Source organism: Terrabacter lapilli (assembly GCF_039531305.1).
GTDB classification, from domain to species: Bacteria; Actinomycetota; Actinomycetes; order Actinomycetales; family Dermatophilaceae; genus Terrabacter; species Terrabacter lapilli.
The window spans coordinates 1-24,105 of record NZ_BAAAPU010000009.1 but is presented as its reverse complement, the minus strand read 5'-3'; the positions used below and the strand labels follow the sequence as shown (position 1 = coordinate 24,105).

Here is a 24,105-nt window from a genome sequence, read left to right as displayed (position 1 = left end):
CACCACCCGCGGAGGTGCCGCACGTGGACACCACACCACCGACGACGCAGGAGCGCGACCCCGAGCCGCCGCCGCCCGGTCCCTCCGGCCCGCCGGCGTTGCCCTCGGCTCCCTCGGGATCCTCCCTGCCACCCGGGTCCTCGGGCTCGTCCGGCCCCGACGGCTCCGCAGGAGGCAGGACCGGCCGCGGCAACCGCGGCAGTGGTCCGCTCGGGTTCATCGTCGACCCCGCCGTCGACGCCCGGCGCCGCCGCGACCTGCGCCGGATGCGGATGGTCGCGACCGGGCTGCTCGTGTTCGCCGCCGTCGTCTACATCCTGACCCGCGGGCACGACGACGGCCTGCTCGGCTTCGTCAACGCCGGTGCCGAGGCCTCCATGGTCGGTGCCTGCGCCGACTGGTTCGCCGTGACCGCGCTCTTCCGCCACCCTCTCGGTCTGCCGATCCCGCACACCGCGCTGATCCCGCGCAAGAAGGAGATGATCGGGCGCAGCCTCGAGGAGTTCGTCAGCGAGAACTTCATGCGCGAGGACATCATCCGTGAGCGTGTGCTCGACGCGGAGCCCACCCGGCGCGCCTCCGAGTGGGCCCTCGTCCCCGGGCACGCCAAACGCCTCGTCGACGAGGTCGCCACGGTGACAGTCCACGCCCTGCACCGCATCCCCGACGAGGACGTCCGCGCCGTCATCGAGCACGCCCTCCTGCCCCGACTGGCCCAGGAGCCGGTGAGCTCGCTGGCCGGCGGCCTGCTCGACCAGGTGGTGCGCGACAAGGCGCACGTGGGCCTCGTGGACCTGGCCCTGGACGAGATGCGCGTCTGGCTCGTGGACAACGAGGACCTGTTCGAGTCGCTGATCACCCAGCGCGCACCCGCCTGGGTGCCCGACGCCGTCAACGACCTCGTCGCCCGCAAGATCCACGTCGAGGCGCTCAAGTGGCTCGCCGACGTCCGCAACGACCCGCACCACGACGTGCGCCAGGCGCTCGACAAGCTGCTCGTCGACCTCGCCGACGACCTGCAGCACGACCCGGTCACCCAGGCCAAGGCCGAGCGCCTCAAGGAGCGGCTCCTATCCCACCCCCAGGTGGCCGACACCGCCATGTCCCTGTGGGCGTCGTTGCGCGCGGTCGTCATCTCCGCGCTCGAGGACGAGCACGGGCCGGTCCGCGCCCGTGCGGTCAAGGAGGTGACGGCCCTCGCCGAGCGGCTCCTGGCCGACGCCGCGCTGCGCGAACGCATCGACCACCGCATCTGCGACGCCACGGTCTACGCCGTGGAGCGCTACGGCACCGAGCTGACCCGCATCATCAGCGACACCGTCGACCGCTGGGACGGCAAGGAGACCGCCGAGCGCGTGGAGCTGCAGGTGGGCCGCGACCTGCAGTTCATCCGCATCAACGGCACGCTGGTCGGCGGCCTGATCGGCATGCTCATCCACGCCGTCTCGATCCTGCTGCCGTCCTGAGCCTTCCGCCGACCGGAGCCGGCGATGTGGCGCCCGAGCGGGCGTCGGCAGCTCCGTCGGCCGCCCTGTCCGCGAGCCCTGAGGTCAGGCCTGGGCGCCGAGGTTCTCGGTGATCGCGCGAAGGGTTCGGTGCAGGTCGACGAGCTGCTGCCGCGACAGGCCGCTGCGCTCGGCGATGCGCCCCGGGACGTCGCCGAGCTGGCCGAGCCGCTCCCTGCCCACGGGCGTCAGGGAGACGACGACGCGGCGCTCGTCCTCGGGGTCGCGGGCGCGGCCGACGAGGCCCGCGGCCTCCATGCGCTTGAGCAGCGGGGACAGGGTGCCGGAGTCGAGGTGCATGAGCTCGCCGAGCCGTCCCACCGTGACAGGGCCGTGCTCGCCGATCGTCATGAGGGCGATGTACTGCGGGTAGGAGAGCCCGTGCTCCGCCAGCAGCTCGCGGTAGACACCGTCGAACGCCCGCACCGTCGTGTGCATCGCGTAGCAGATCTGGCGCTCGAGGCTCAGGTCTGCCGGAGACGCGGACGTGCCTACGGAGGGCGCATTGGACGGGCTCATGGCTCCAGCGTACTATCAAATTGCGCGCAATTGAATTGTTGCCAACCTAAGGAGTTCCCTTGAGCACCGCCACCCAGACCGCCTCGTACGTCGCCTCCGCGACCGCGTCGGGCCGCGAAGGACGCGCCGTCACCTCCGACGGCCGCCTCGACGTCACGCTGGCCGCCCCGCGCGAGCTCGGCGGCACCGGCGAGGGCACCAACCCCGAGCAGCTCTTCGCCGCCGGGTATGCCGCGTGCTTCGCGAGCGCCCTGGGCCTCGTCGCCCGCAAGCGCCGGGTCGAGGACTTCGACGTGGCCGTGACCGCCGACGTCAGCCTCTCCGGCTCCTCGAGCAGCGGCTTCGGCCTCGGTGTCGTCCTGCACGTCGAGCTCCCCGACGGCATCGACCCCGAGCTCGGTCGCGAGCTCGTCGACACCGCGCACCAGGTGTGCCCGTACTCCAACGCGACCCGCGGCAACATCCCCGTCGAGATCGTCGTCGACTGACGCCGCCCGTCGCCGACCCCGGCACCCCCTGAGAACGAGCACCCCCCAGAACGACAAGGAGAACCATGACCAACCCCCGTGAGGTCCAGCTCAAGAGCCGCCCCGTCGGCTGGCCCACCCACGACGACTTCGAGATCGTCGAGAGCGCCCACGTCGACCTCGCCGACGGCCAGGTCCGCGTCCGCAACGAGGTCATGTCGGTCGACCCCTACATGCGCGGGCGCATGAGCGACGCCAAGTCCTACGCCGAGCCGTACGCGCTCGGCGAGGCCATGAACGGCGGTGCGGTCGGCGTCGTCACCGAGTCGCGAGCCGACGGCATCGAGGTCGGCGCCCACGTGCTCCACGGCCTCGGTTGGCGCGAGGAGGCGGTCCTGGACGCCACCGGCGTGCGCGTCGTCGACACGTCGGTGGCCCCCGCCTCCGCCTACCTCGGCGTGCTCGGCATGACCGGGCTGACGGCATACGCCGGCCTGACCCGCGTCGCGGGGCTCAAGGAGGGCGACGTCGTGTTCGTCTCCGGAGCGGCCGGCGCGGTGGGCAGCGTCGTCGGCCAGGTCGCCAAGGCGCTCGGCGCGAGCCGGGTCATCGGCAGCGCCGGCTCGCAGGAGAAGGTCGACCACCTCCTGAACGACCTCGGCTTCGACGCCGCCTTCAACTACAAGGAAGGCCGGGTGTCCGACCTGCTGCGCGAGGCCGCGCCCGACGGCATCGACGTCTACTTCGACAACGTCGGCGGCGACCACCTCGAGGCCGCCATCGGCTCCCTGCGCCTCGGCGGCCGCATCGCGATCTGCGGGGCCATCTCGGTCTACAACAACACCGAGCCGGCGCCCGGGCCACGCAACCTCGCCCGCCTCATCCAGACGCGCGGCACCATCACCGGCTTCCTCGTCGGCGACCACTGGGACCTCGCGGGGGAGTACGCCTGGCGCGCGGCCGGCTGGATCGCCGACGGCACGCTGACCTCCCGCGAGACGTTCGCGGACGGCATCGACCACGCGGTCGACGCCTTCCTCGGGGTCCTGCGTGGCGAGAACGTCGGCAAGATGGTCGTCCGGCTCTGAGCCGTCGCGCCATCGCGAGAGGGCAGGGAGGGGCGGGTGCCACGGCACCCGCCCCTTCGTCGTCCCGGGCCCTGTCGTCGTCCGGGGCCCGACTCAGCTGCGGAGCAGCTCCTTCGCCTTGTCCGCAGGCAGGAGGTCGTGCCGCAGCGGCTCGCGCACGAACGACCCCGTGCCGTGCGACACCGAACGCAGGTCGATGGGGTAGCGCGACAGCTCCACCTGCGGCACCTCCGCGTGCACCACGGTCCAGCCGCCCTCCGGTCCCATGCCGTCGGCGGGCTCGGTGCCGAGCACCTGCCCCCGCCGCCCGCGCAGGTCCGACATGACGGCGCCGAGGTAGTCGTCGGCCACCGTGATGTCGACGCGGTCGATCGGCTCGAGCAGCGCCATCGTCGTCTCGTTGGCCGCCTCCTTGAGGGCGAGGGCGGCCGCCGTCTGGAACGCGACGTCCGAGGAGTCGACCGAGTGCGCCTTGCCGTCGGTCAGCGTCACCCGGACGTCGACGACGGGGTGCCCGGTCAGCAGGCCCTTCTCGAGCTGCAGCCGCGCGCCCTTCTCCACCGACGGGATGAACTGTCGCGGCACCGCCCCGCCGACCACCTTGTCGACGAACTCGAAGCCGGCCCCGCGGGGGAGCGGCTCGATCTCGATCGAGCAGACGGCGTACTGCCCGTGGCCGCCCGACTGCTTGACGTGCCGGCCCTGCGCCGAGCAGCGGCGCACGAACGTCTCGCGCAGCGCCGTGCGGTAGGGCTCGGCCGTCACGGTCACGCCGAAGCGGTCTGCCAGCTGGCCGATCAGGTGCTCGACGTGTGCCTGGCCCATCGCCCAGAGCACGACCTGGTCGGTCTCACCCGAGTGCTCCATCCGCATCGTGACGTCCTCGGCCACGAGGCGCTGCAGGGCGCCGGCCAGCTTGTCCTCGTCGGACTTCGTCGCGGCGCGGATCGCCACGGGCAGCTGGGGCTCGGGCAGCAGCCAGGGTGCGACCACCGCCGGCCGCTCCGGCGAGGAGAGGGTGTCGGAGGTCTCGGCGCGGGTCAGCTTCGAGACGAGCGCGATGTCGCCCGCGACGGCCGTGCCCCGCGGCCGGTGCTGGTCGAGGAACGGCGAGGCCAGCGGGCCCACACGCTCGTCGTCGTCGTGGGCAGGGTGGCCCGCGACCTCGTGCCCGACGAAGTCGCCGAGGTGCCCGGAGACGTGCACCGTCTCGTCGACCCGCAGGGTCCCGGAGAAGACGCGCACGAGCGAGAGTCGTCCGACGTAGGGATCGGTCGTCGTGCGCACGACCTCCGCGACGAGCGGCTGCGACGGGTCGCACGTGACGTCCTTGACGGCGCCGCCGACCGGCGAGGCGACCGCCGGCAGCGGGTGCACCGTCGGGTCGGGGAACGCGCGCTCGATGATCCCGAGCAGGGCCTCGACCCCGACCCCGGTGAGGGGGGCGACCGGCACGATCGGGAAGAAGGTGCCGTGGCAGATGGCCGTGCGCAGGTCGGCGAGCAGGGCGTTCGTGTCGAGCGGCTCCCCTTCGAGGTACCGGTCGAGCAGGGTCGCGTCCTCGGACTCCTCGATCACCGACTCGATGAGGGCCGCGCGGGCCTCCTCGTGCTCGGACGAGGTCTCGCCCGTGAGCAGACCGACGACGTCGGTCACCGCGCCGCCCTCGATGACCGGCCACAGCGTGGCCCGGGCGTCACCGAACGTGCGCCGGCAGGTCTCGACCGTCGCGGCGAAGTCGGCCCGCGGCTGGTCCAGGTGCGTCACCACCACGGCGCGGGGCATGCCGACGGCGGCGCACTCGCGCCACAGCAGCGAGACCGGACGGTCGATGCCGTCGGCGCCCGAGACGACGAACACCGCGGCGTCGGCAGCTCGGAGCCCGGCCCGCAGGTCACCGATGAAGTCTGGGTAGCCGGGGGTGTCGAGGAGGTTGACGGTGACGCCGCCCGACTCGAAGGAGGCGACCGTCAGGTTGGTCGTGCGCACGTGCTCCGTCGTGCCGGTGCGCTGACCGGACACCCGCGCCGCGACGAGTGCCTCGAAGAGTGCCGTCTTGCCGGCCCCGCCGGGTCCGACCAGCACGACGTTGCGGATGTCCTGCGGCGAGGCGGGGTTGGGGGCCGCAGGAAGGTCTGGTCTGCCGGTTGCTCGCGCCATACCACCACCTTTCTCCTCTCACGCACCCCTCACAAGGACTTTCGCGTATGCCGCCCTGCCGCGTCCGTCACGCCGGCTTTCTCTGTGTCCCCGTCGGCGCCGCAAACCCGCGTGCGCACCGTCGGTGGGCAGTGACAGGCTGGGCTGCATGAACCTCGGGGCCTACCGGCCGGTGCTCGCCGACCGCGACACCCGAAACGCGCTGCTGCTCGGCTTCCTCATCCGCGTGCCGATGTGGGCCGGCGCGGTCATCCTCACCCTGCACGTCGTGACCTCCCTCGGGCGCAGCTACGGCGAGGCGGGCCTCGTCACGGCCGCCTCGACGGTCGCCGTGGCGGTCTCGGGTCCGTGGCGCGGACGTCTCCTCGACCGGATCGGCCTGCGCCGCACCGTGGGGCCCTCGCTCGTCGTGCAGGTCGTGTGCTGGTCGGTCGCGCCGTGGGTGGGCTACCTCCCGCTCGTCGCCTTCGCCGCGCTGGCCGGGCTCTTCGTCGTCCCGACCTTCTCGATCCTGCGCCAGGTCATCATCCGTTCCGTCCCGAGCGAGCAGCGGCGCACGGCCCTGTCGCTCGACTCCTCCGCCACCGAGCTGTCGTTCATGGCGGGCCCGGCCATCGGCGTCTGGCTCGCGACGTCGTGGCAGACCGGGTGGGCGCTGCTCGTCTGCGAGCTCACGTCGGTGGCCGCGGGGTTCGTGCTGTGGCTCGTCAACCCGCCGCTCACCTCCGGGTCCGCCGACGCGTCGCCCGAGCGAGGTCCCCACGACGAGCAGGGCGAGGGCGCCCGGGGCGAGGCCGTCGCGGCGCCGACGGTCCCCGCCGGGGAACGGGCACCAAGGTCCGTCCGGGGGTTGGTCACCGTGCCGGTCGCGGCCGTCCTGCTGGCGGCCGCCTGCTCCACGCTGGTGCTGAGCGGCACCGACGTCTCGATCGTCGCCGCCCTGAGGTCCTTCGGCGCCACCGGCTCCATCGGCTGGGTGCTCGCGCTGTGGGGCGCCGGCTCCCTCGTCGGCGGCCTCGTCTACGGCGCCTGGCACCGGTCCCTGTCGGTGTTCTGGCTGCTCGGCGGCCTGGCCGCCACCACCGCGCCGGTCGCCCTGGCCCTCGGCGTGCCGAGCTTCGCAGTGCTCATCACGGTCTCCGGCTTCCTCTGCGCCCCGACGATCACGGCCACGGTCGAGCAGCTGAGCCGCCTGGTGCCCGAGCGGTTCCGCGGCGAGATGATGGGCTGGCACGGCTCCGCCATGACGGCCGGCTCGGCCGTGGGCGCGCCGGTCGCCGGCTTCGCCATCGACCACGGCGGGTGGCCGTGGGGCTTCGCCGTCGTCTCGGGCCTCGGCGTGCTCATCGCGGCGACCGGCTGGCTCGCCTCGCGCCGCGGGGGCCGCGTCGCAGCGAGCCGAACGGCTCCGGGACCAGGAGCCGCACCAGCAGCTCCACCAGTCGGGGTTGCGCCGACCGATTCGGAGCGTGGCCTCCCGGCTGCTAGCATGGGTGACTGACCAGCCGTCACATGTGCATCCGCTCCGGCGGGCGCGTGTGACGACGTGCAAGAGAAGCTCGCTTCCACCCGCGTCGACCTCACGGTTGCCGGGTCAAGGTCTGCTCGACCGGATGTCCCTCGGGGCGCACGAGTCGAGCCGTGTGACGTGACGTCGTTCGTCCGGCATACGCGACCCTTGGGCTCCTCGTGCACACACGGGGAGCCTTTTTCTCGTTGTGGTCGCGGCAAGGACTGGCACCACACCCGTCTGGTCACCACGTTTCACGATCTAAGGAGCACCACATCAGCGAGCCTCGCATCAACGAGCGCATCCGGGTCCCGGAAGTGCGCTTGGTTGGCCCCAACGGCGAGCAGGTCGGCATCGTCCGCGTCGAGGACGCGCTGCGTCTGGCCGAGGAGGCGAACCTCGACCTCGTCGAGGTGGCCCCCATGGCCAAGCCGCCGGTCGCCAAGCTCATGGACTTCGGCAAGTTCAAGTACGAAGCCGCCATGAAGGCACGGGAAGCGCGCAAGAACCAGGTCAACACCGTCATCAAGGAGATCAAGCTCCGTCCGAAGATCGACCCGCACGACTACGGCACCAAGAAGGGCCACGTCGAGCGGTTCCTCAAGGCCGGCGACAAGGTCAAGGTGACGATCATGTTCCGTGGTCGCGAGCAGAGCCGCCCCGAGCTGGGGCGCCGCCTGCTCGAGCGCCTCGCCGAGGACATCGCCGAGCTCGGCTTCGTCGAGTCGGCCCCGAAGCAGGACGGCCGCAACATGATCATGGTGATCGGCCCGACCAAGAAGAAGGCCGAGGCCAAGGCCGAGCAGCGTCGCTCACGTGAGCAGCACGAGCAGCGACCTGCCGGCGAGCAGACCGGCGAGCAGACCGGCGAGCAGGTCACGCCCGGCGAGCAGCCGGCGGCCCAGGCCCCGCAGACCGACGAGGCCACCGCAGCCGCCGAGTGACCGGCGGTCGGTGACCGGCCGGTGGCGCGAGCTGCCGGCACGACAGACCACGTGCGTCCACTGACGCACGCAACACGAAGGAGATCGGCCCCCATGCCGAAGATGAAGACGCACAGCGGTGCGAAGAAGCGTTTCCGCCTGACCGGTACCGGCAAGGTCATGCGCGAGCAGGCCGGCGGCCGTCACCTGCTCGAGCACAAGTCGAGCAAGAAGATGCGTTCCATCGCGAACGACGTCGAGCTCGCCAAGCCGGACGCCAAGAAGGCCAAGAAGCTCCTCGGCAAGTGAGCCGGGACCCCCACCCATCAGCACTTCGCTGAGCAGCCGGGTCCCCGGTAGGCCAGCAGCAGCAAGCACTGCGTCAAGCAGAGAAGGAGTATTCACGTGGCACGCGTGAAGCGGGCGGTCAACGCCCAGAAGAAGCGTCGCGTCGTTCTCGAGCGCGCCAGCGGTTACCGCGGTCAGCGGTCGCGTCTCTACCGCAAGGCCAAGGAGCAGGTCACCCACTCGCTGGGCTACGCCTACCGTGACCGTCGCGCCAAGAAGGGCGACTTCCGTCGTCTCTGGATCCAGCGCATCAACGCCGCCGCCCGCGCCAACGGCATGACCTACAACCGGTTCATGCAGGGCCTCAAGGCCGCCGGTGTCGAGGTCGACCGCAAGATCCTCGCCGACCTCGCCGTCAACGACGCGCCGGCCTTCGCCTCGCTCGTGGAGCTCTCGCGCGCCAACGTCCCTGCCCAGGCAGAGGCCAAGGCCGCCGGCGACGCCGCCTGAGCGCTGTCCGACACGACGCACAGACCACCGAAGCGCCGGGACGCCCCGTGCTGACCAACCCCCGATCCGATCGGGTCAAGGCAGTGCGGGCGCTGTCCCGGCGCTCGGTGCGTTCCCGCACCGGCGAGTTCCTCGCCGAGGGTCCGCAGGCGGTCCGTGAGGCGGTCGCCTTCCGCCCGGACCTGGTCCGCGACGTCTACGTCACACCCGAGGCCGCGCAGCGGCACACCGCCATCGTCGAGGCCGCTCAGGCGGCCGGCCTCCGTGTCCACGACGTGAGCCCGGACGTGCTCGCCGCGATGTGCGACACGGAGTCCCCACAGGGGATCGCTGCCGTATGCCGGGTGCTCGACGTCCCCCTGCACGAGGCCCTCGCGGACCTGCCGCCCGACGCCCTCGTGTGCGTCCTGACCAACGTGCGCGACCCCGGCAACGCCGGCACGGTGATCCGGGGCGCCGACGCGGCCGGCGCGGATGCCGTTCTCGTCAGCGACGCGAGCGTCGACGTCTACAACAGCAAGGTCGTGCGGTCCACGGTCGGCTCGCTGTGGCACCTGCCGCTGAGCGTGGGGGCGCCGGTCCCCGAGATCCTCGCGGCCCTGAGGGAGCGGGGAGTGAGGCTGCTCGCCGCCGACGGGGCGGGGACCACCCTGCTCCACGACGCGGACCTCTCCGGGGCGCACGCCTGGGTCATGGGCAACGAGGCCTGGGGCCTCCCGCAGGAGGTGCGCGACGCCTGCGACGACGTCGTGCGGGTCCCGATCCACGGCCACGCCGAGTCGCTCAACCTGGCGATGGCGGCGACGATCTGCCTCTACACCTCGGCCGAGGCGCATCGCAGCGCCCGCTGACCGTCCCCTTCTCGCAGCCTCGTGACTATTGTCGGCACATGACCTCCGTCGACGCGTCCGGTGCGGCACCCTCCGGACCGGCGACGCTCCAGGTGGCAGAGCCGGTCGACCCCGCGGAGCTGGCCCGCCTGGCCGAGCTGCTGCCCGACGGCCTGGTCGTCGTCGACGCCGATCACCGGGTCACGCTCGCCAACGCCGAGGCCCTTCGCGTCCTGGGCTGCGAGGCCGAGGACCTCGTCGGGCGCAGCCTGGCCGAGGGGCTGCCGCTCACCGACAAGTACGGACGGGACTGGTGGGCGCACAGCGACCCGTGGACGGGCCCGCGCACCCGCACCGGTCACCTCGAGACGCTGCTCGTGGCACCCAGGGGTCACGAGGTGCTCGTCACCGCCCGCTACCTGCGCTCTGCCGAGACCGGCACCGTCGAGCAGGTCCTCGTCGGCCTGCGCGATGCCGAGGCCCGCCAGCGCGCGGAGCGGGACCAGGCGAGCGTCCTGTCGACGGTGGCGCACGAGCTGCGGGCGCCGCTCACCTCCGTGACCGGCTTCACGAGCAGCCTGCTGCGGCGGTGGGACCGCTTCAGCGACGAGCAGAAGCGACTGATGATCGAGACCATCGAGGCCGACGCGACGCGGCTCACGCGCCTGATCACCGAGCTGCTCGACATCTCCCGGCTCGACTCCGACAGCCTCAACCTGCGCCTTGGTCCCGTCGACCTGCACGGTCTGCTGCGCACCCACATGGTGCGCTACGAGCTCGGGCGCACCGCCGGCGCCGTCCAGCTGCGCCTCGGCGAGTCAGCGACTCGTGACGGGCTGCCGCAGATGTGGGCCGACACCGACCGCCTGGAGCAGATCTTCTTCAACCTCATCGAGAACGCCCTGACGCACGGCGGCGGCGGCGTCACGGTCACCCTCGACCGCGGGGACGCGCTCGACGGCTCACCCGAGTCGGTCGTCGTGTTCGTCGACGACGAGGGGGACGGCATACCCGCAGGCGACCGCGAGAAGATCTTCGGGCGCTTCTGGCACGGTCCCTCCAACGCGAGCACGGGGCTCGGGCTCTACGTCGTGCGGGGTCTCGTCGAGGCCCACGGCGGCACGGTGACGGTCACCGACAACAGCGCCGGCGGAGCGCGTTTCGTCGTCCGTCTCCCGGCCGGCCTGCCGGCGGTCCTGGGTGGCTGACGGCGCGCGGGCGGCCGGACAACCCGTTCGACGGCGCCCCTAGACTGGTGCGCACGCACGCACCCGCCCGCCTCGTGTGGACGGGTCGTCGGCACGAGGTCGGCTTGACGCGACCCGGCGCCGACGCGCGGCCGACCCCGTGAACCCCAGCGAGAGCAGCGAACGCACGCCGATGTCCGGACCCAACACGAACTACGACCCCGTCGAGGTCTCCGCGCTCGACCCGGCCAACGTCGACGCCGCCGTGGAGCAGGCCCTGGCCGCGATCGCAGCCGCAGCGTCCCTCGACGACCTCAAGGCCGCCCGCATCGCCCACCAGGGCGAGAAGAGCCCGCTGGCCCTCGCCAACCGCGAGATCGGCGCCCTGCCGCCCAGCGCCAAGGCCGAGGCCGGCAAGCGGGTCGGCCAGGCCCGCGGGCGGGTGGGACAGGCCATCGCGTCCCGGCAGGCCGAGCTCGAGGCCGAGCGCGACGAGCGCATCCTCGTCGAGGAGCGCGTCGACGTCACCCTCCCGGCGCTGCGTCGGCAGCCGGGCGCCCGGCACCCCATCGAGCTGGTCGCCCAGCGCCTGGCCGACGCCTTCGTCGGCATGGGCTGGGAGGTCGCCGAGGGCCCCGAGCTCGAGAGCGAGTGGCTCAACTTCGATGCCCTGAACCTCGGCCCCGACCACCCGGCGCGGCAGATGCAGGACACCTTCTTCCTCGACCCGGTCGACTCCGGCCTCGTGCTGCGCACGCAGACCTCGCCGGTGCAGATCCGGACCATGCTCGAGAAGGAGCCCCCGATCTACGTCGTCGCCCCGGGCAAGGTCTTCCGCACCGACGACCTCGACGCGACGCACACGCCGGTCTTCCACCAGATCGAGTGCCTGGCCATCGACAAGGGCCTCACGATGGCCCACCTGCGCGGGGCGCTCGACGCGTTCGTGCGCATCATGTTCGGCGAGGACACCCGCACCCGCGTGCGTGCCTCCTACTTCCCGTTCACCGAGCCGTCGATGGAGACCGACTTCGTCTGCTTCGCCTGCCACGGCGAGGGCCACGACGACAGCGGCGGCCAGTGCCGCAGCTGCGGCGGCTCCGGCTGGATCGAGCTCGGCGGCTCCGGCATGGTCAACCGCAAGGTGCTGCGCGCCTGCGGCATCGACCCCGACGTCTACTCCGGGTTCGCCTTCGGGCTCGGCATCGAAAGGGCGCTCATGCTGCGTCACGGCGTGCAGGGCATGCACGAGATGGTCGAGGGCGACGTGCGCTTCTCGCAGCAGTTCGGGATGGAGGTCTGACATGCGTATGCCGCTGCGCTGGCTCGCCGAGTACGCCGACGTCGCCCCGGGCACGACCGGGGCCGACGTCGCCGCCGCGCTCGTCTCCGTCGGCATCGAGGAGGAGGACCTCCACGGTGGCGACATCACCGGTCCTCTCGTCGTGGGCAGGGTCCTCGACTTCGTCGAGGAGCCCCAGAAGAACGGCAAGACCATCCGCTGGTGCACCGTCGATGTCGGCGAGAACGGCCAGATGCTGACCGAGGGCAAGCACCAGGAGATCGTCTGCGGCGCCCTGAACTTCGAGGTCGGAGACCTCGTCGTCGTCGTGCTGCCCGGGGCCACGCTGCCGGGCGGCTTCCACATCAGCGCGCGCAAGACGTACGGCCACGTCTCCAACGGCATGATCTGCGCCGAGGACGAGATCGGCCTCGGCAGCGACCACGAGGGCATCATCGTGCTCTCCCGCCTGCTCGGCGAGGAGGCGGCGGCCGGTCTCAAGCCCGGTGACGACGCCATCGCCCTGCTCGGGCTGGGCGAGGAGACCATCGAGGCCAACGTCACGCCCGACCGCGGCTACTGCTTCTCGGTGCGCGGCCTCGCCCGCGAGTACTGGCACGCGCAGGGCAGCCCCGCCGGCGGCTACCGCGACCCGGCCTTGGTCGAGACGCCGGCCGCCAACGACTCCGGCTACCCCGTGCGGGTCGACGACGCCGCGCCCATCGACGGGATGACGGGCTGTGACCGCTACGTCGCCCGCGTCATCCGCGGCATCGACCCGACGCGGCCGAGCCCGGCGTGGATGCAGCAGCGGCTCACGGCCATGGGGATGCGCCCCATCTCGCTGGCCGTCGACGTCACGAACTACGTCATGCTGGCCGTCGGGCAGCCGCTGCACGCCTTCGACCTCGACAAGCTCTCCGGCTCTGTCGTCGTGCGGCGCGCCCGGGCAGGGGAGAGCCTCACCACCCTCGACGACGTCTCGCGCAAGCTCTCGCCCGAGGACCTGCTCGTCACCGACGGCGGCGAGCGCGTCCTGGCGATCGCCGGCGTCATGGGCGGTGCGTCCTCGGAGGTCGACGACTCGACCACCGACATCCTCATCGAGTCGGCGCACTTCGACCCGACGTCGGTGGCACGGACGTCCCGCCGCCACAAGCTCGTGACGGAGGCCTCCAAGCGCTACGAGCGCGGGGTCGACCCGAGGCTCGCCCCGGCAGCCGCCCAGCTCGCCGTCGACCTCCTGGTCGAGCACGGGGGCGGCACCGTCGACGAGGGCGTGACCGACGTCGACCACACGACCGAGCCGTCGGCATACCTCCTCGACGTCACGGAGCCCGGCCGCATCGTCGGTCTCGACTACCCGCGGGAGCGCGTCGTGCAGATCCTGCGCGACCTCGGCTGCACGGTCGACGAGACGGGCGAGGGCACCGACGACACCCACGTGCTGGTGACGCCGCCGTCGTGGCGCCCCGACCTCGTGGACGGCCCCGACTACGCGGAGGAGGTCGCGCGGATCGACGGCTACAACAACATCCCGTCGATCACCCCGACGCCCGTGGGGGGCCAGGGCCTGACCCACGGCCAGAAGACCCGCCGGGTCGTTGCCAACGCGCTCGCGGGCGCGGGCCTGACCGAGGTGCTCACCTACCCGTTCGTCGCCGAGTCGGTCGCCGACGACCTGATGCTCCCGGCCGACGACGACCGTCGTCACGCTGTGCGGATCGCCAACCCGCTCAGCGAGGAGCGTCCGCTGCTGCGCACCTCCGTGCTCGCGAGCCTCGTCGACGCGCTGCGCCGCAACGTGGCCCGCGGCCACAAGGACGTGTCGGTCTACGAGCTGGGGCTCGTCTTCCGCCCCGGCGGTCCCCTCGCGAAGGCGCCGATCCCCAGCGTGCTGAGCCGTCCCGACGACGAGACGCTCGAGCAGCTGTATGCCGCCGTGCCCGCCCAGCCGCGCCACGCCGCTCTGCTCATGACCGGCCAGGTCGAGCCGGCCGGCTGGTGGGGCCCGGGCCGGGCCGCGGACTGGAGCGACGCCGTCGCCGCCGTCGAGACCGTCGCCACGGCGCTCGCGGTCCAGGTCGTCGTGGCCGCCGACTCCGGGCACGCGCCGTGGCACCCGGGCCGCTGCGCACGGATCACGCTGACCGACGGCACACTCGTCGGCCACGCGGGTGAGCTGCACCCGAAGGTGCTCGCGGCGCTCGACCTGCCGGCACGCACCGTCGCGGCCGAGTTCGACGTCGACGTGCTGGTGGCGGCGAGCGCCGAGCCCGTGCAGGCGCGTCCGTTCTCGACGTTCCCACCGGCCATGACCGACATCGCGCTGCTCGTCGACTCGACGGTCCCCGCAGCCGACGTCGAGGCGGCGCTCCGGCGCGGTGCAGGGGCGTCGCTCGAGTCCGTGACGCTCTTCGACGTCTACGAGGGCGAGCGGATCGAGGCGGGCCACCGTTCCCTCGCCTACCGCCTCACCTTCCGGGCGCCGGACCGGACACTGACCACCGACGAGGTCAACGGCTTCCGCGACGCGGCGGTCGCGGCGGCCGCCGAGGCGACGGGAGCCGTCCAGCGCTGATCCGCTGATGCACGAATATGCACGCGCGTGTATAGTCATGCATCGTGATCAGGGCAGCAGTTGCGGGGGCGAGCGGCTACGCCGGAGGAGAGATCCTCCGGCTGCTGCTCGCCCACCCGCGGTTCGAGGTCGGCGCCGTGACGGCGGCCAGCAGTGCGGGTGAACGGCTCGGGGGCGTCCACCCGCACCTCGTGCCCCTCGCTGACCGGGTGCTCGAGGCGACCACGCCCGAGACGCTCGCCGGGCACGACGTCGTCTTCCTGGCCCTGCCGCACGGCCACTCCGGTGGCATCGCGGCGCAGCTGCCCGACTCGGTGGTCGTCATCGACTGCGGCGCGGACTTCCGCCTCGAGTCCGAGGATGCCTGGACGTCCTTCTACGACACGGCGTATGCCGGGTCCTGGCCGTACGGCCTTCCCGAGCTCCCCGGCGCGGCCGGGTCGGTGCAGCGGGAGCGGCTCGCAGGTGCTCGGCGCATTGCCGTGCCCGGCTGCTACCCGACCGGCATCTCCCTGGCGCTCGCGCCCGGGTTCGCCGCGGGCCTGCTCGAGACCGACGACGTCGTGGTGGTCGCGGCGTCCGGCACCTCCGGCGCGGGCAGGTCGCTCAAGCCGCACCTGCTCGGCAGCGAGGTGATGGGGTCGATGTCGCCGTACGGTGTCGGCGGGGTGCACCGGCACACGCCCGAGATCGAGCAGAACCTCTCACGCGCCGCCGGCGAGCCGGTCTCCGTGTCGTTCACGCCGACCCTCGCGCCCATGCCGCGCGGCATCCTCGCGACGTCCACCGCGCGGCTCCGGGAGGGCGCCGACCCCGCTGCCGTGCGCGCGGCGTGGGAGAAGGCCTACGCCGACGAGCCGTTCGTCCACGTGCTGCCCGAGGGCTCCTGGCCGGCAACGGCGTCCGTGGTGGGGAGCAACCACGTGCTGCTGCAGGTCGCCGTCGACGAGCGGCTGCGCCGGGTCGTGGTCGTGTCGGCCGTCGACAACCTGACCAAGGGCACCGCCGGCGCCGCCGTGCAGTGCGCCAACCTCGCCCTGGGCCTCGACGAGACCCTCGGCCTGCCGATCGCGGGAGTCGCACCGTGAATGCTCCCGCCAGCCCCGGTCACGGTGTGCCGCGGGTCGAGCTGCCGGCGGGCTTCCGGGCAGCCGGCGTCACGGCCGGGCTCAAGGCCAGCGGCAGCCCGGACCTCGCGCTCGTCGTCAACGACGGCCCCGACCACCACGCCGCTGCCGTCTTCACGACCAACCGGGTGGAAGCGGCCCCGGTGACGTGGTCCCGCCAGGTGGTCGCGGACCGCAGGGCCGACGCCGTGGTGCTCAACTCCGGCGGCGCCAACGCCTGCACTGGTGCGCAGGGGTTCCTCGACACCCACCGCACCGCCGAGCACGTCGCGGAGGTCCTCGGCATCTCCGCCGGAGACGTCGTCGTGTGCTCCACGGGGCTCATCGGCGAGCTGCTCCCGATGGACAAGGTCACGGCGGGCGTCGACGCGGCAGCCGCGGCGCTCTCGCGGTCCGGCCACGAGGACGCGGCTGTCGCCATCAAGACCACGGACACCGTGCACAAGGTCGCGGCCCACACGGGGAAGGGCTGGTCGGTGTCCGGCATGGCCAAGGGCGCGGGGATGCTCGCACCCGCACTGGCGACGATGCTCGTCGTGCTGACGACCGACGCCGTCGTCGAGCCGGCAGAGCTCGACGAGGCCCTCCGATCGGCCACCGCCGTCTCGTTCGACCGCATCGACTCCGACGCGTGCATGTCGACCAACGACACCGTCGTCGTGCTGGCCTCCGGGGCCTCGGGGGTCCGCGTCGAGCGGGCACAGCTCTCCGAGGCACTGACCGCGGTGTGCGCGTCCCTCGCGCGTCAGCTCGTCGCGGACGCCGAGGGCGCGGCCCACGACATCGCCATCGAGGTGGTGGGCGCCGCGAGCGTCGACGACGCCTTGGAGGTGGCCCGCGCCGTGGCCCGCAACAACCTCTTCAAGTGCGCCGTCTTCGGCAACGATCCCAACTGGGGGCGGGTGCTGGCCGCCGTGGGCACGACCCGGGCGGCCTTCGACCCGAGCGTCCTCGACGTGGCGATGAACGGCGTCCAGGTCTGCCGCTCCGGCGGCGCGGGCGAGGACCGCGGCCTGGTCGACCTCGCCCCGCGGCAGGTGCACGTCCTCGTCGACCTGCACGCCGGCCACGAGAGCGCCACGATCTGGACCAACGACCTGACGCACGACTACGTCCACGAGAACTCGGCCTACAGCACATGAACGCCCACCGGAGCACCAGCAGCACCAGCGGCGCCGGCACCGCTGGCACCGCCGGCAAGGCCGGCACCGGCGGCGGCGAGCAGCTCACCAGCGTGCGCGGCCTCATCGACGCCGCCGCGATCCGCGTCGCCGCAGGCAAGGCCGCGACCCTCGTCGAGGCGCTGCCGTGGCTCGAGCGCTTCCGCGGCGCGCTCGTCGTCGTCAAGTACGGCGGCAACGCCATGGTCGACGACGAGCTCAAGGCCGCCTTCGCCCAGGACATCGCCTTTTTGCGGTATGCCGGCCTGCGCCCCGTCGTCGTGCACGGCGGCGGCCCGCAGATCAAGGCGATGCTCGAGCGGGTCGGGCTCGAGAGCGAGTTCAGAGGCGGCCTGCGCGTCACCACGCCCGAGGTCATGGACGTGGTGCGGATGGTGCTGACCGGGCAGGTCGGCCGCGAGCTGGTGGGCCTGCTCAACCAGCACGGCCCGATCGCCGTCGGCCTCTCCGGCGAGGACGCGGCCCTGCTCGGCGCTCGTCGGCGCGGCACCGTCGTCGACGGCGAGGAGGTCGACCTCGGCCTCGTCGGTGACGTCGAAAGCGTCAACCCGTCGGCGATCCTCGACATCCTCGACGCCGGACGCGTGCCGGTCGTCTCCACCGTGGCCCCCGACCTCGACGTCGAGGGCCAGGTGCTCAACGTCAACGCCGACACCGCCGCGGCCGCGATCGCCGTCGCGCTCGAGGCCGAGAAGCTCGTCGTGCTCACCGACGTCGAGGGCATCTACGCCGACTGGCCCGACCGTGGCTCGCTGCTGTCGACGATCACCGTCGGCGCAGCCCGCGAGCTGCTCTCGCGCGTCGACCACGGCATGGTGCCCAAGCTCGAGGCGTGCATCCGAGCCGTCGAGGGGGGCGTGCCGCAGACGCACGTCGTCGACGGCCGCAAGGCGCACTCGATCCTGCTCGAGATCTTCACCGACGAGGGGATCGGCACCATGGTGCTGCCCGAGATCACCGGCTCGGCTCCCCCCGCATCTCGGTCCGGCGACGCACCGTCGTGCCCGCCGTCCCCGTCCACCGCCACGTCGGAGGAGGCCTCATGACGACGGGCAGCGACCTGCTCGGCCGGTACGCCGGAGCCATGGTGCAGGTCTTCGGCACGCCGCAGCTCGTCCTCGCCTCCGGGCAAGGATGCTGGGTCACCGACGTCGACGGCAGGCGCTACCTCGACCTGCTCTCCGGCATCGCCGTCAACGCCCTCGGCCACGGCCACCCGGCGCTCGTGCAGGCCGTCGCCAAGCAGGCGGAGTCGGCGATCCACGTCTCGAACTTCTTCACCTCCGAGCCGGCGATCGCCCTCGCAGAGCGGATCCTCGCCATCTCGGCGGCTCCGGCCGGCTCCGGCGTCTTCTTCGCCAACTCCGGCACCGAGGCCACCGAGGCCGCGATCAAGCTGTCGAGGCGCACCGGGCGCACCCGCATCGTCGCGCTCGAGGGCTCCTTCCACGGCCGGACCACCGGGGCCCTGGCCCTGACGCACAAGGCCGCCTACCGGGAGCCGTTCGAGCCGCTGATCCCCGAGGTCGTCTTCGTCCCGCCGAACGACGCCGACGCCCTGCAGGCTGCCGTCGACGACACCACCGCGGCGCTGTTCGTCGAGCCGATCCAGGGCGAGGCCGGCGTGCGCGAGCTCACCGCCGACTACCTGCGGCTCGCCCGCCGACTCACGACCGCCCACGGTGCCCTGCTCGTCGTCGACGAGATCCAGACCGGCATCGGCCGCACCGGCGACTGGTTCGCGCACCAGGCCTCGGGGATCGTGCCCGACGCCATGACCCTGGCCAAGGGGCTCGGCGGCGGCGTGCCCGTCGGAGCCCTCGTGACCTTCGGCCCGGAGGCGACCGCCCTGCTCACGGCCGGCCAGCACGGCACCACCTTCGGCGGCAACCCGCTGGCCTGCGCGGCCGGGCTCGCAGTCCTCGACACCATCGAGCGAGACCGCCTGCTGGAGCACGTGCGCCGCGTCGGCGCGCTCCTCGACGGCGTGCACGTCGCCGGGGTGGCCGGCACCCGTGGCCGCGGGCTCCTGCGCGCGGTCGAGCTCGACGGCATACCCTCCTCGGCCGTCATGGCGGCGGCCCGCGAGGCGGGCTTCATCGTCAACGCCGTCACCCCGACCGCGCTGCGGCTGGCCCCGCCGCTCGTGATCTCCGAGGAGGAGCTGCAGGGCTTCCTCGACGCCCTCCCGGCGATCCTCGACGCGGCACGGACCGCAGCGGGGGCGGCGTCGTGAGCCGCACCCAGCGCCAGCGGCGCATCGTCGAGCTGCTCGGCGCCCACGAGGTGCACAGCCAGGGCGAGCTGTCCGACCTGCTCGTCGCCGAGGGCACCGAGGTGACCCAGGCGACGCTGTCGCGTGACCTCGTCGAGCTCGGCGCCGTCAAGGTCAGGCGCGGACGCGCCCTGGTGTATGCCGTCCCGGGGGAGGGCGGCGAGGTGACCGCCGTCGGCTCGATCGGCGACGCCGCCTCGGCCCGGCTCCGCCGCACCTGCGAGGAGCTCCTCGTCTCCGCGGTCGCCGCCGACAACCTCGTCGTGCTGCGCACCCCGCCCGGTGCCGCCAACTACCTGGCGTCCGCGATCGACCAGGCGCGCGACCCCGACGTCGTCGGCACCATCGCCGGCGACGACACGATCCTGCTCGTGACCGCCGGCGCGAAGCAGGCCGGCGCGGTCGCCGAGCGGCTCCACGCGCTTGCCGGAAGCCGCGACTGAGCTGCACCCCCGCGCGGGAGCCGCCCCGTCGAACCGGCAGACTCTTGCGCGACGGCGTCGACGAACGCACCCGATGACCCACACCCCACCCCCGAGGAGACTCGCATGACCGACGCCACCGGCACGACCTCGGACGACGGAAGCGAGGCCGAGGCGGGCGCCCCAGCCGCGCGGGTGAGCCTGTGGGGCGGCCGCTTCGCCGGCGGCCCCGACCAGGCGCTCGCGGCCCTGTCGAAGAGCACGCACTTCGACTGGCGGCTCGCACCGCACGACCTCGCCGGCTCGCGTGCCCACGCGCGCGTGCTGCACGCTGCGGGGCTGCTCTCCGACGAGCACCTCGCCGGCATGCTCGACGGCATCGACCGGCTCGAGGCCGACGTGGTGTCCGGCGCCTTCGTCCCCGCTGAGGACGACGAGGACGTCCACACCGCTCTGGAGCGGGGGCTCATCGAGCGGGTGGGCACCGACCTCGGCGGACGACTGCGAGCCGGGCGCTCCCGGAACGACCAGGTCGCCACCCTCTTCCGCAGGTACCTGCGCGAGCACGCCCGCGTCGTCGGCGGGCTCGTCCTCGACGTCGTCGAGGCCCTCGTCGCCCAGGCGGATCAGCACCTCGGCGTCGCGATGCCCGGTCGCACGCACCTGCAGCACGCCCAGCCCGTCCTGCTCTCGCACCACCTGCTCGCGCACGCGTGGGCGCTGCTGCGCGACGTCGACCGGCTGCGGGACTGGGACGTCCGGGCCGACGCGTCCCCGTACGGCTCGGGCGCGCTCGCCGGGTCGTCGCTCGGTCTCGACCCCGAGGCCGTCGCCCGCGACCTGGGCTTTGCCCGCGCCGTCGAGAACTCGATCGACGGCACCGCCTCGCGCGACTTCGCCGCCGAGTTCGCGTTCGTGTGTGCCATGACCGCCGTCGACGTCTCGCGCATCGCCGAGGAGGTCGTGCTGTGGGCGACGAAGGAGTTCAGCTTCGTCACGCTGCACGACTCCTACTCCACGGGGTCGAGCATCATGCCGCAGAAGAAGAACCCCGACGTCGCAGAGCTCGCTCGGGGCAAGGCCGGCCGGCTCGTCGGTGACCTGGCCGGGCTGCTGACCACGCTCAAGGCGCTGCCGCTGGCCTACAACCGCGACCTGCAGGAGGACAAGGAGCCGGTTTTCGATGCCGTCGACACGCTCGAGGTCCTCCTCCCGGCCTTCTCCGGCATGGTCGCGACCCTGTCGTTCAACACCGACCGCCTCGAGTCCCTGGCGCCACAGGGTTTCGCGCTCGCCACCGACATCGCCGAGTGGCTGGTGCGGCAGGGCGTCCCCTTCCGGGTGGCCCACGAGGTCGCCGGCGCCTGCGTCCGCGAGTGCGAGTCGCGCGACATCGAGCTGTGGGACCTGACCGACGACGACTTCACCCGGATCAGCGAGCACCTCACGCCGGAGGTGCGCTCGGTCCTGTCCGTCGCCGGGTCCCTCGCCTCGCGTGACGCGGTGGGCGGGACCGCGCCCGCGCGGGTGACGGAGCAGCTCGCCGCGGCACGGGAGCGCCTAGCCGGCGCACGCGGGTGGGTGTCGGAGGCCGTCTGAGGGGGCGGCTAGCGTGTCGTCCGTGAGCACCGACGACACCCGTCTCCCGCGGGACTTCTTCGCGCGCTCCTCCCAGGAGGTCGCCCGCGACCTCCTGGGCTGTCGCCTGAGCGTCGGCGGCGTGACGCTGCGCCTGACCGAGCTCGAGGCGTATGCCGGTGAGCGCGACCCCGGATCCCACGCGTTCCGTGGCGTCACCCCTCGCACCCGCCCCATGTTCGGGCCGGCCGGGTTCACCTACGTCTACTTCACCTACGGCCACCACTGGTGCCTCAACCTCGTCGCGGGACACGAGGGGACGGCCGAGGCCGTCCTGGTCCGAGCGGGGGAGGTGGTCGAGGGCCACGACATCGTCCGCGAACGTCGAGGCAGCGTGCCGGAACGCGACTGGGCGCGGGGACCGGGCCGGTTGGGACAGGCGCTCGCCATGGGAGGCGAGCTGAGCGGCCGGGACTTCTGCCGGCCCACGCTCGGCGAGCCCATCGACCTGGTCGTCAGTGCTCCGGCGCAGCCCGTGCCCGCGGCGGCGGTGGCCACGGGTCCGCGCGTCGGCGTCAGCGGCCCCGGGGGTGACGGGACGGCCTACCCGTGGCGGTTCTTCCTCGCGGGGGACCGGTTCGTCTCCGACTACCGACCGGGTGTCGTCCGGCGGCGCCGGGTCACGGCCCGGGGCGATGGACCGGCAGCAGGCGGCCCGGCATTCGGGACCGCGGGGTACTCGCTGGCCCGGCCCGGACGGCATACGGCAGGCTGTGTCCGAGGTGGGCACCGGGCCCGCCGGACAGAGAGGACACCGATACCCGTGACCGACATCTTCGACGAGCTGCAGTGGCGCGGCCTGGTGGCACAGTCCACCGACGAGGCGGCGCTGCGCGAGGCCCTCGCCGACGGACCGGTCACCGTGTATTGCGGCTTCGACCCGAGCGCTCCGTCGCTGCACTTCGGCAACTTCGTGCAGCTCTCGGTGCTACGCCGGATGCAGGCGGCGGGTCACCGGGTCATCTGCCTCGTCGGCGGCTCCACCGGGCTCATCGGCGACCCCAAGCCCGACTCCGAGCGCGTGCTGCAGGACAAGGAGACCATCGCGGCCTCCGTGGAGCGCATCCAGCAGCTCGTCGGGCCCCTGCTCGACTTCGACGGGGACAACCCGGCGCTGCTGGTCAACAACCTCGACTGGACCGCGCCGCTCAGCGCGATCGACTTCCTGCGTGACGTCGGTCGCCACTTCCGGGTCAACCAGATGATCCGCAAGGAGGCGGTGGCGCGTCGCCTGGAGAGCGAGCACGGCATCTCCTACACGGAGTTCAGCTACCAGATGCTGCAGGCGCTCGACTTCCTCGAGCTCTACCGCAGCCGGGGGTGCAGCCTCCAGATCGGTGGCAGCGACCAGTGGGGCAACATCACCGCCGGCGTCGACCTGGTGCACCGCGCCGAGGGCGCCACGGTGCACGCCCTCGCGACGCCTCTGCTCGTCGACTCGACGGGGCGAAAGTTCGGGAAGTCCGAGGGGAACGCCGTCTGGCTCAGCGCCGACATGACGAGCCCGTACGCGTTCTACCAGTACTTCCTCAACGTCGAGGACGCGTCGGTCGTCGCGATGCTCAAGGCGCTCACGGACCGTTCGCGCGAGGAGATCGCCGAGCTCGAGGAGCAGGTGTCCACCGAGCCGTTCCGCCGCACGGCGCAGCGCACCCTCGCGGCGGACGTGACGACGCTGGTCCACGGGGCCGAGGCGACGGCAGCCGTCCAGGCCGCGTCGGAGGCTCTCTTCGGCAAGGGCGACCTCGCGGGTCTCGATGCGCGCACCCTGGGCGACGCCACTGCGGAGCTCCCGGGTGCGGACGTCCCCATCGGCACCTCGGTCGTCGACGCCCTCGTCGCCGTCGGGCTCGTGGACTCCCGCAACGGTGCGAGGCGAGCGATCGGGGAGGGCGGCGCCTCGGTCAACAACGTCAAGGTCACGGACCTCGAGCGTGTGCTCGACGAGGGTGACTTCCTGCACGGAACAGTGGCCGTGATCAAGCGTGGCCGGCGCAGCCTGGCGGCGGCTCGGCGCGCCTGAAGGTCTCTCACTGGGCCGGAACTCCTTGTCAGAGAAGGGGTTTCGGCCCTTTGCCGTGCCTGGGAGCAGCGGGACGCTGCGGATTTGTCTTCGCCCGGCGGCCCGGGCTACTGTTCTCTTCGTCAGCCCGACAGGGAGGAACGGACGCCACCGCGATCGACACGGTCGAGAGCGAAGTTGGCCGGTCCCGGGGTTGGCGCCCGTGGTTCGAGAGTGGCCGGCTTGTCCGGTGTCCTCGCGAGCTGCACCACATGGCTCTCGACGTGTCGAGACTTCGAGTGGAGTGGCTGAGGCGGTCCGAGTGATCGGGTACGCTTGAGCCTCGCAGGAACCGCTGGACGCAGCGGGTCGGATCTGGTCGTCCTGAAGGACGTTTCGCGGGTTTGACTCGGCAGGGTCCGGCGGGTAAGTTTGAAGGGTTGCCCCGGAGGCCGGGCCCGCGTTGGTGGGTGTGGTTGATGGTGTGTGTCCGATGCTTGAGAACTCAACAGCGTGTCAAAAATCGATGCCAATTACCTCGTTCCGGGGCTGGTGTGGTCTCACTGTTCGGTGGGTCTTTGCTGGTCTTGGACGAATTATCCTTTGGTTG

General features: G+C 72.4%; 20 protein-coding genes and 1 pseudogene. 19 read left to right on the top strand and 2 right to left on the bottom strand.

What is annotated here, in order from left to right:
- Window positions 1-23 precede the first annotated feature (23 nt).
- Window positions 24-1,466, top strand: a complete 1,443-nt coding sequence (locus tag ABD241_RS15065; protein ID WP_344064280.1) for a DUF445 domain-containing protein — start codon at window positions 24-26, stop codon at window positions 1,464-1,466.
- Between the two features lie 84 nt (window positions 1,467-1,550).
- Here ABD241_RS15065 and ABD241_RS15060 read toward each other — a convergent pair whose 3' ends face one another.
- Window positions 1,551-2,024, bottom strand: a complete 474-nt coding sequence (locus ABD241_RS15060) for a MarR family winged helix-turn-helix transcriptional regulator (protein WP_344064277.1) — start codon at window positions 2,022-2,024, stop codon at window positions 1,551-1,553.
- Window positions 2,025-2,083: 59 nt separating this feature from the next.
- On the opposite strand from ABD241_RS15060, the gene ABD241_RS15055 reads away from it, so the two are divergent.
- Together ABD241_RS15055 and ABD241_RS15050 are read left to right on the top strand one after the other, a co-directional pair.
- Entirely contained in the window at window positions 2,084-2,512 is a 429-nt protein-coding gene (locus tag ABD241_RS15055) for an organic hydroperoxide resistance protein (RefSeq protein WP_344064274.1), read from the top strand.
- A gap of 65 nt (window positions 2,513-2,577) precedes the next feature.
- The gene (locus ABD241_RS15050) at window positions 2,578-3,579 is read left to right on the top strand and encodes an NADP-dependent oxidoreductase (protein ID WP_344064271.1); all 1,002 of its coding nucleotides are present in this window, start codon (window positions 2,578-2,580) and stop codon (window positions 3,577-3,579) included.
- Between the two features lie 93 nt (window positions 3,580-3,672).
- Here the strand turns inward: ABD241_RS15050 and ABD241_RS15045 are convergent, their stop codons facing one another.
- The gene (locus ABD241_RS15045) at window positions 3,673-5,739 is read right to left on the bottom strand and encodes an elongation factor G-like protein EF-G2 (RefSeq protein WP_344064268.1); all 2,067 of its coding nucleotides are present in this window, start codon (window positions 5,737-5,739) and stop codon (window positions 3,673-3,675) included.
- A gap of 148 nt (window positions 5,740-5,887) precedes the next feature.
- Between ABD241_RS15045 and ABD241_RS15040 the strand changes: the two genes are divergently transcribed.
- The 16 genes and pseudogenes from ABD241_RS15040 to tyrS all read left to right on the top strand — a co-directional run bounded on the left by ABD241_RS15040 (window position 5,888) and on the right by tyrS (window position 23,516).
- Window positions 5,888-7,240: an MFS transporter gene (locus ABD241_RS15040; RefSeq protein ID WP_344064265.1), complete on the top strand. Its 1,353-nt coding sequence runs from the start codon at window positions 5,888-5,890 to the stop codon at window positions 7,238-7,240.
- A 284-nt stretch (window positions 7,241-7,524) separates the two neighbouring features.
- The gene (infC, locus tag ABD241_RS15035; RefSeq protein ID WP_344065310.1) at window positions 7,525-8,193 is read left to right on the top strand and encodes a translation initiation factor IF-3; all 669 of its coding nucleotides are present in this window, start codon (window positions 7,525-7,527) and stop codon (window positions 8,191-8,193) included.
- A 93-nt stretch (window positions 8,194-8,286) separates the two neighbouring features.
- The gene (rpmI, locus tag ABD241_RS15030) at window positions 8,287-8,481 is read left to right on the top strand and encodes a 50S ribosomal protein L35 (protein ID WP_020144695.1); all 195 of its coding nucleotides are present in this window, start codon (window positions 8,287-8,289) and stop codon (window positions 8,479-8,481) included.
- A gap of 96 nt (window positions 8,482-8,577) precedes the next feature.
- Window positions 8,578-8,970: a 50S ribosomal protein L20 gene (gene rplT, locus ABD241_RS15025; RefSeq protein ID WP_142205529.1), complete on the top strand. Its 393-nt coding sequence runs from the start codon at window positions 8,578-8,580 to the stop codon at window positions 8,968-8,970.
- Between the two features lie 47 nt (window positions 8,971-9,017).
- Window positions 9,018-9,821 (top strand): TrmH family RNA methyltransferase, encoded by an 804-nt coding sequence (locus ABD241_RS15020; protein ID WP_344064259.1) that lies wholly within the window; start codon window positions 9,018-9,020, stop codon window positions 9,819-9,821.
- 38 nt (window positions 9,822-9,859) lie between these two features.
- Window positions 9,860-11,008: an ATP-binding protein gene (locus tag ABD241_RS15015; RefSeq protein WP_344064256.1), complete on the top strand. Its 1,149-nt coding sequence runs from the start codon at window positions 9,860-9,862 to the stop codon at window positions 11,006-11,008.
- Window positions 11,009-11,180: 172 nt separating this feature from the next.
- The gene (gene pheS, locus ABD241_RS15010) at window positions 11,181-12,290 is read left to right on the top strand and encodes a phenylalanine--tRNA ligase subunit alpha (RefSeq protein WP_344064253.1); all 1,110 of its coding nucleotides are present in this window, start codon (window positions 11,181-11,183) and stop codon (window positions 12,288-12,290) included.
- 1 nt (window position 12,291) lies between these two features.
- A complete protein-coding gene (pheT, locus tag ABD241_RS15005; RefSeq protein ID WP_344064250.1) occupies window positions 12,292-14,850 on the top strand; it encodes a phenylalanine--tRNA ligase subunit beta in 2,559 nt (852 codons plus the stop codon).
- A 44-nt stretch (window positions 14,851-14,894) separates the two neighbouring features.
- Entirely contained in the window at window positions 14,895-15,938 is a 1,044-nt protein-coding gene (gene argC, locus ABD241_RS15000; RefSeq protein ID WP_344064247.1) for an N-acetyl-gamma-glutamyl-phosphate reductase, read from the top strand.
- On the top strand, window positions 15,935-17,119 hold the full coding sequence (gene argJ / locus ABD241_RS14995; RefSeq protein ID WP_344064244.1) for a bifunctional glutamate N-acetyltransferase/amino-acid acetyltransferase ArgJ: 1,185 nt from the start codon (window positions 15,935-15,937) through the stop codon (window positions 17,117-17,119). Before argC ends, argJ begins: the two co-directional genes overlap by 4 nt.
- Window positions 17,116-18,204 carry an acetylglutamate kinase gene (gene argB / locus ABD241_RS14990; RefSeq protein ID WP_344064241.1) on the top strand — a complete coding sequence of 363 codons (1,089 nt, stop codon included), beginning with the start codon at window positions 17,116-17,118 and terminating at the stop codon, window positions 18,202-18,204. The genes argJ and argB overlap by 4 nt, the downstream gene beginning before the upstream one ends.
- On the top strand, window positions 18,201-19,394 hold the full coding sequence (locus ABD241_RS14985; RefSeq protein ID WP_344064239.1) for an acetylornithine transaminase: 1,194 nt from the start codon (window positions 18,201-18,203) through the stop codon (window positions 19,392-19,394). The genes argB and ABD241_RS14985 overlap by 4 nt, the downstream gene beginning before the upstream one ends.
- The gene (argR, locus tag ABD241_RS14980; RefSeq protein WP_344064237.1) at window positions 19,391-19,876 is read left to right on the top strand and encodes an arginine repressor; all 486 of its coding nucleotides are present in this window, start codon (window positions 19,391-19,393) and stop codon (window positions 19,874-19,876) included. The genes ABD241_RS14985 and argR overlap by 4 nt, the downstream gene beginning before the upstream one ends.
- Before the next feature lie 105 nt (window positions 19,877-19,981).
- On the top strand, window positions 19,982-21,454 hold the full coding sequence (gene argH, locus ABD241_RS14975) for an argininosuccinate lyase (RefSeq protein WP_344064234.1): 1,473 nt from the start codon (window positions 19,982-19,984) through the stop codon (window positions 21,452-21,454).
- A 13-nt stretch (window positions 21,455-21,467) separates the two neighbouring features.
- A pseudogene (locus ABD241_RS14970) lies at window positions 21,468-22,088 on the top strand (DNA-3-methyladenine glycosylase); the annotation flags it as partial.
- 168 nt (window positions 22,089-22,256) lie between these two features.
- Entirely contained in the window at window positions 22,257-23,516 is a 1,260-nt protein-coding gene (tyrS, locus tag ABD241_RS14965) for a tyrosine--tRNA ligase (protein ID WP_344065307.1), read from the top strand.
- Window positions 23,517-24,105 lie beyond the last annotated feature (589 nt).

What these genes read in the sequence shown, in the direction of transcription:
- ABD241_RS15060 (WP_344064277.1), bottom strand. Translation starts at nt 2,024, where the DNA reads ATGAGCCCGTCCAATGCGCCCTCCGTAGGCACGTCCGCGTCTCCGGCA.
- ABD241_RS15050 (WP_344064271.1), top strand. Translation starts at nt 2,578, where the DNA reads ATGACCAACCCCCGTGAGGTCCAGCTCAAGAGCCGCCCCGTCGGCTGG.
- ABD241_RS15045 (WP_344064268.1), bottom strand. Translation starts at nt 5,739, where the DNA reads ATGGCGCGAGCAACCGGCAGACCAGACCTTCCTGCGGCCCCCAACCCC.
- ABD241_RS15040 (WP_344064265.1), top strand. Translation starts at nt 5,888, where the DNA reads ATGAACCTCGGGGCCTACCGGCCGGTGCTCGCCGACCGCGACACCCGA.
- rpmI (WP_020144695.1), top strand. Translation starts at nt 8,287, where the DNA reads ATGCCGAAGATGAAGACGCACAGCGGTGCGAAGAAGCGTTTCCGCCTG.
- ABD241_RS15015 (WP_344064256.1), top strand. Translation starts at nt 9,860, where the DNA reads ATGACCTCCGTCGACGCGTCCGGTGCGGCACCCTCCGGACCGGCGACG.
- pheS (WP_344064253.1), top strand. Translation starts at nt 11,181, where the DNA reads ATGTCCGGACCCAACACGAACTACGACCCCGTCGAGGTCTCCGCGCTC.
- pheT (WP_344064250.1), top strand. Translation starts at nt 12,292, where the DNA reads ATGCGTATGCCGCTGCGCTGGCTCGCCGAGTACGCCGACGTCGCCCCG.
- argB (WP_344064241.1), top strand. Translation starts at nt 17,116, where the DNA reads ATGAACGCCCACCGGAGCACCAGCAGCACCAGCGGCGCCGGCACCGCT.
- ABD241_RS14985 (WP_344064239.1), top strand. Translation starts at nt 18,201, where the DNA reads ATGACGACGGGCAGCGACCTGCTCGGCCGGTACGCCGGAGCCATGGTG.
- argH (WP_344064234.1), top strand. Translation starts at nt 19,982, where the DNA reads ATGACCGACGCCACCGGCACGACCTCGGACGACGGAAGCGAGGCCGAG.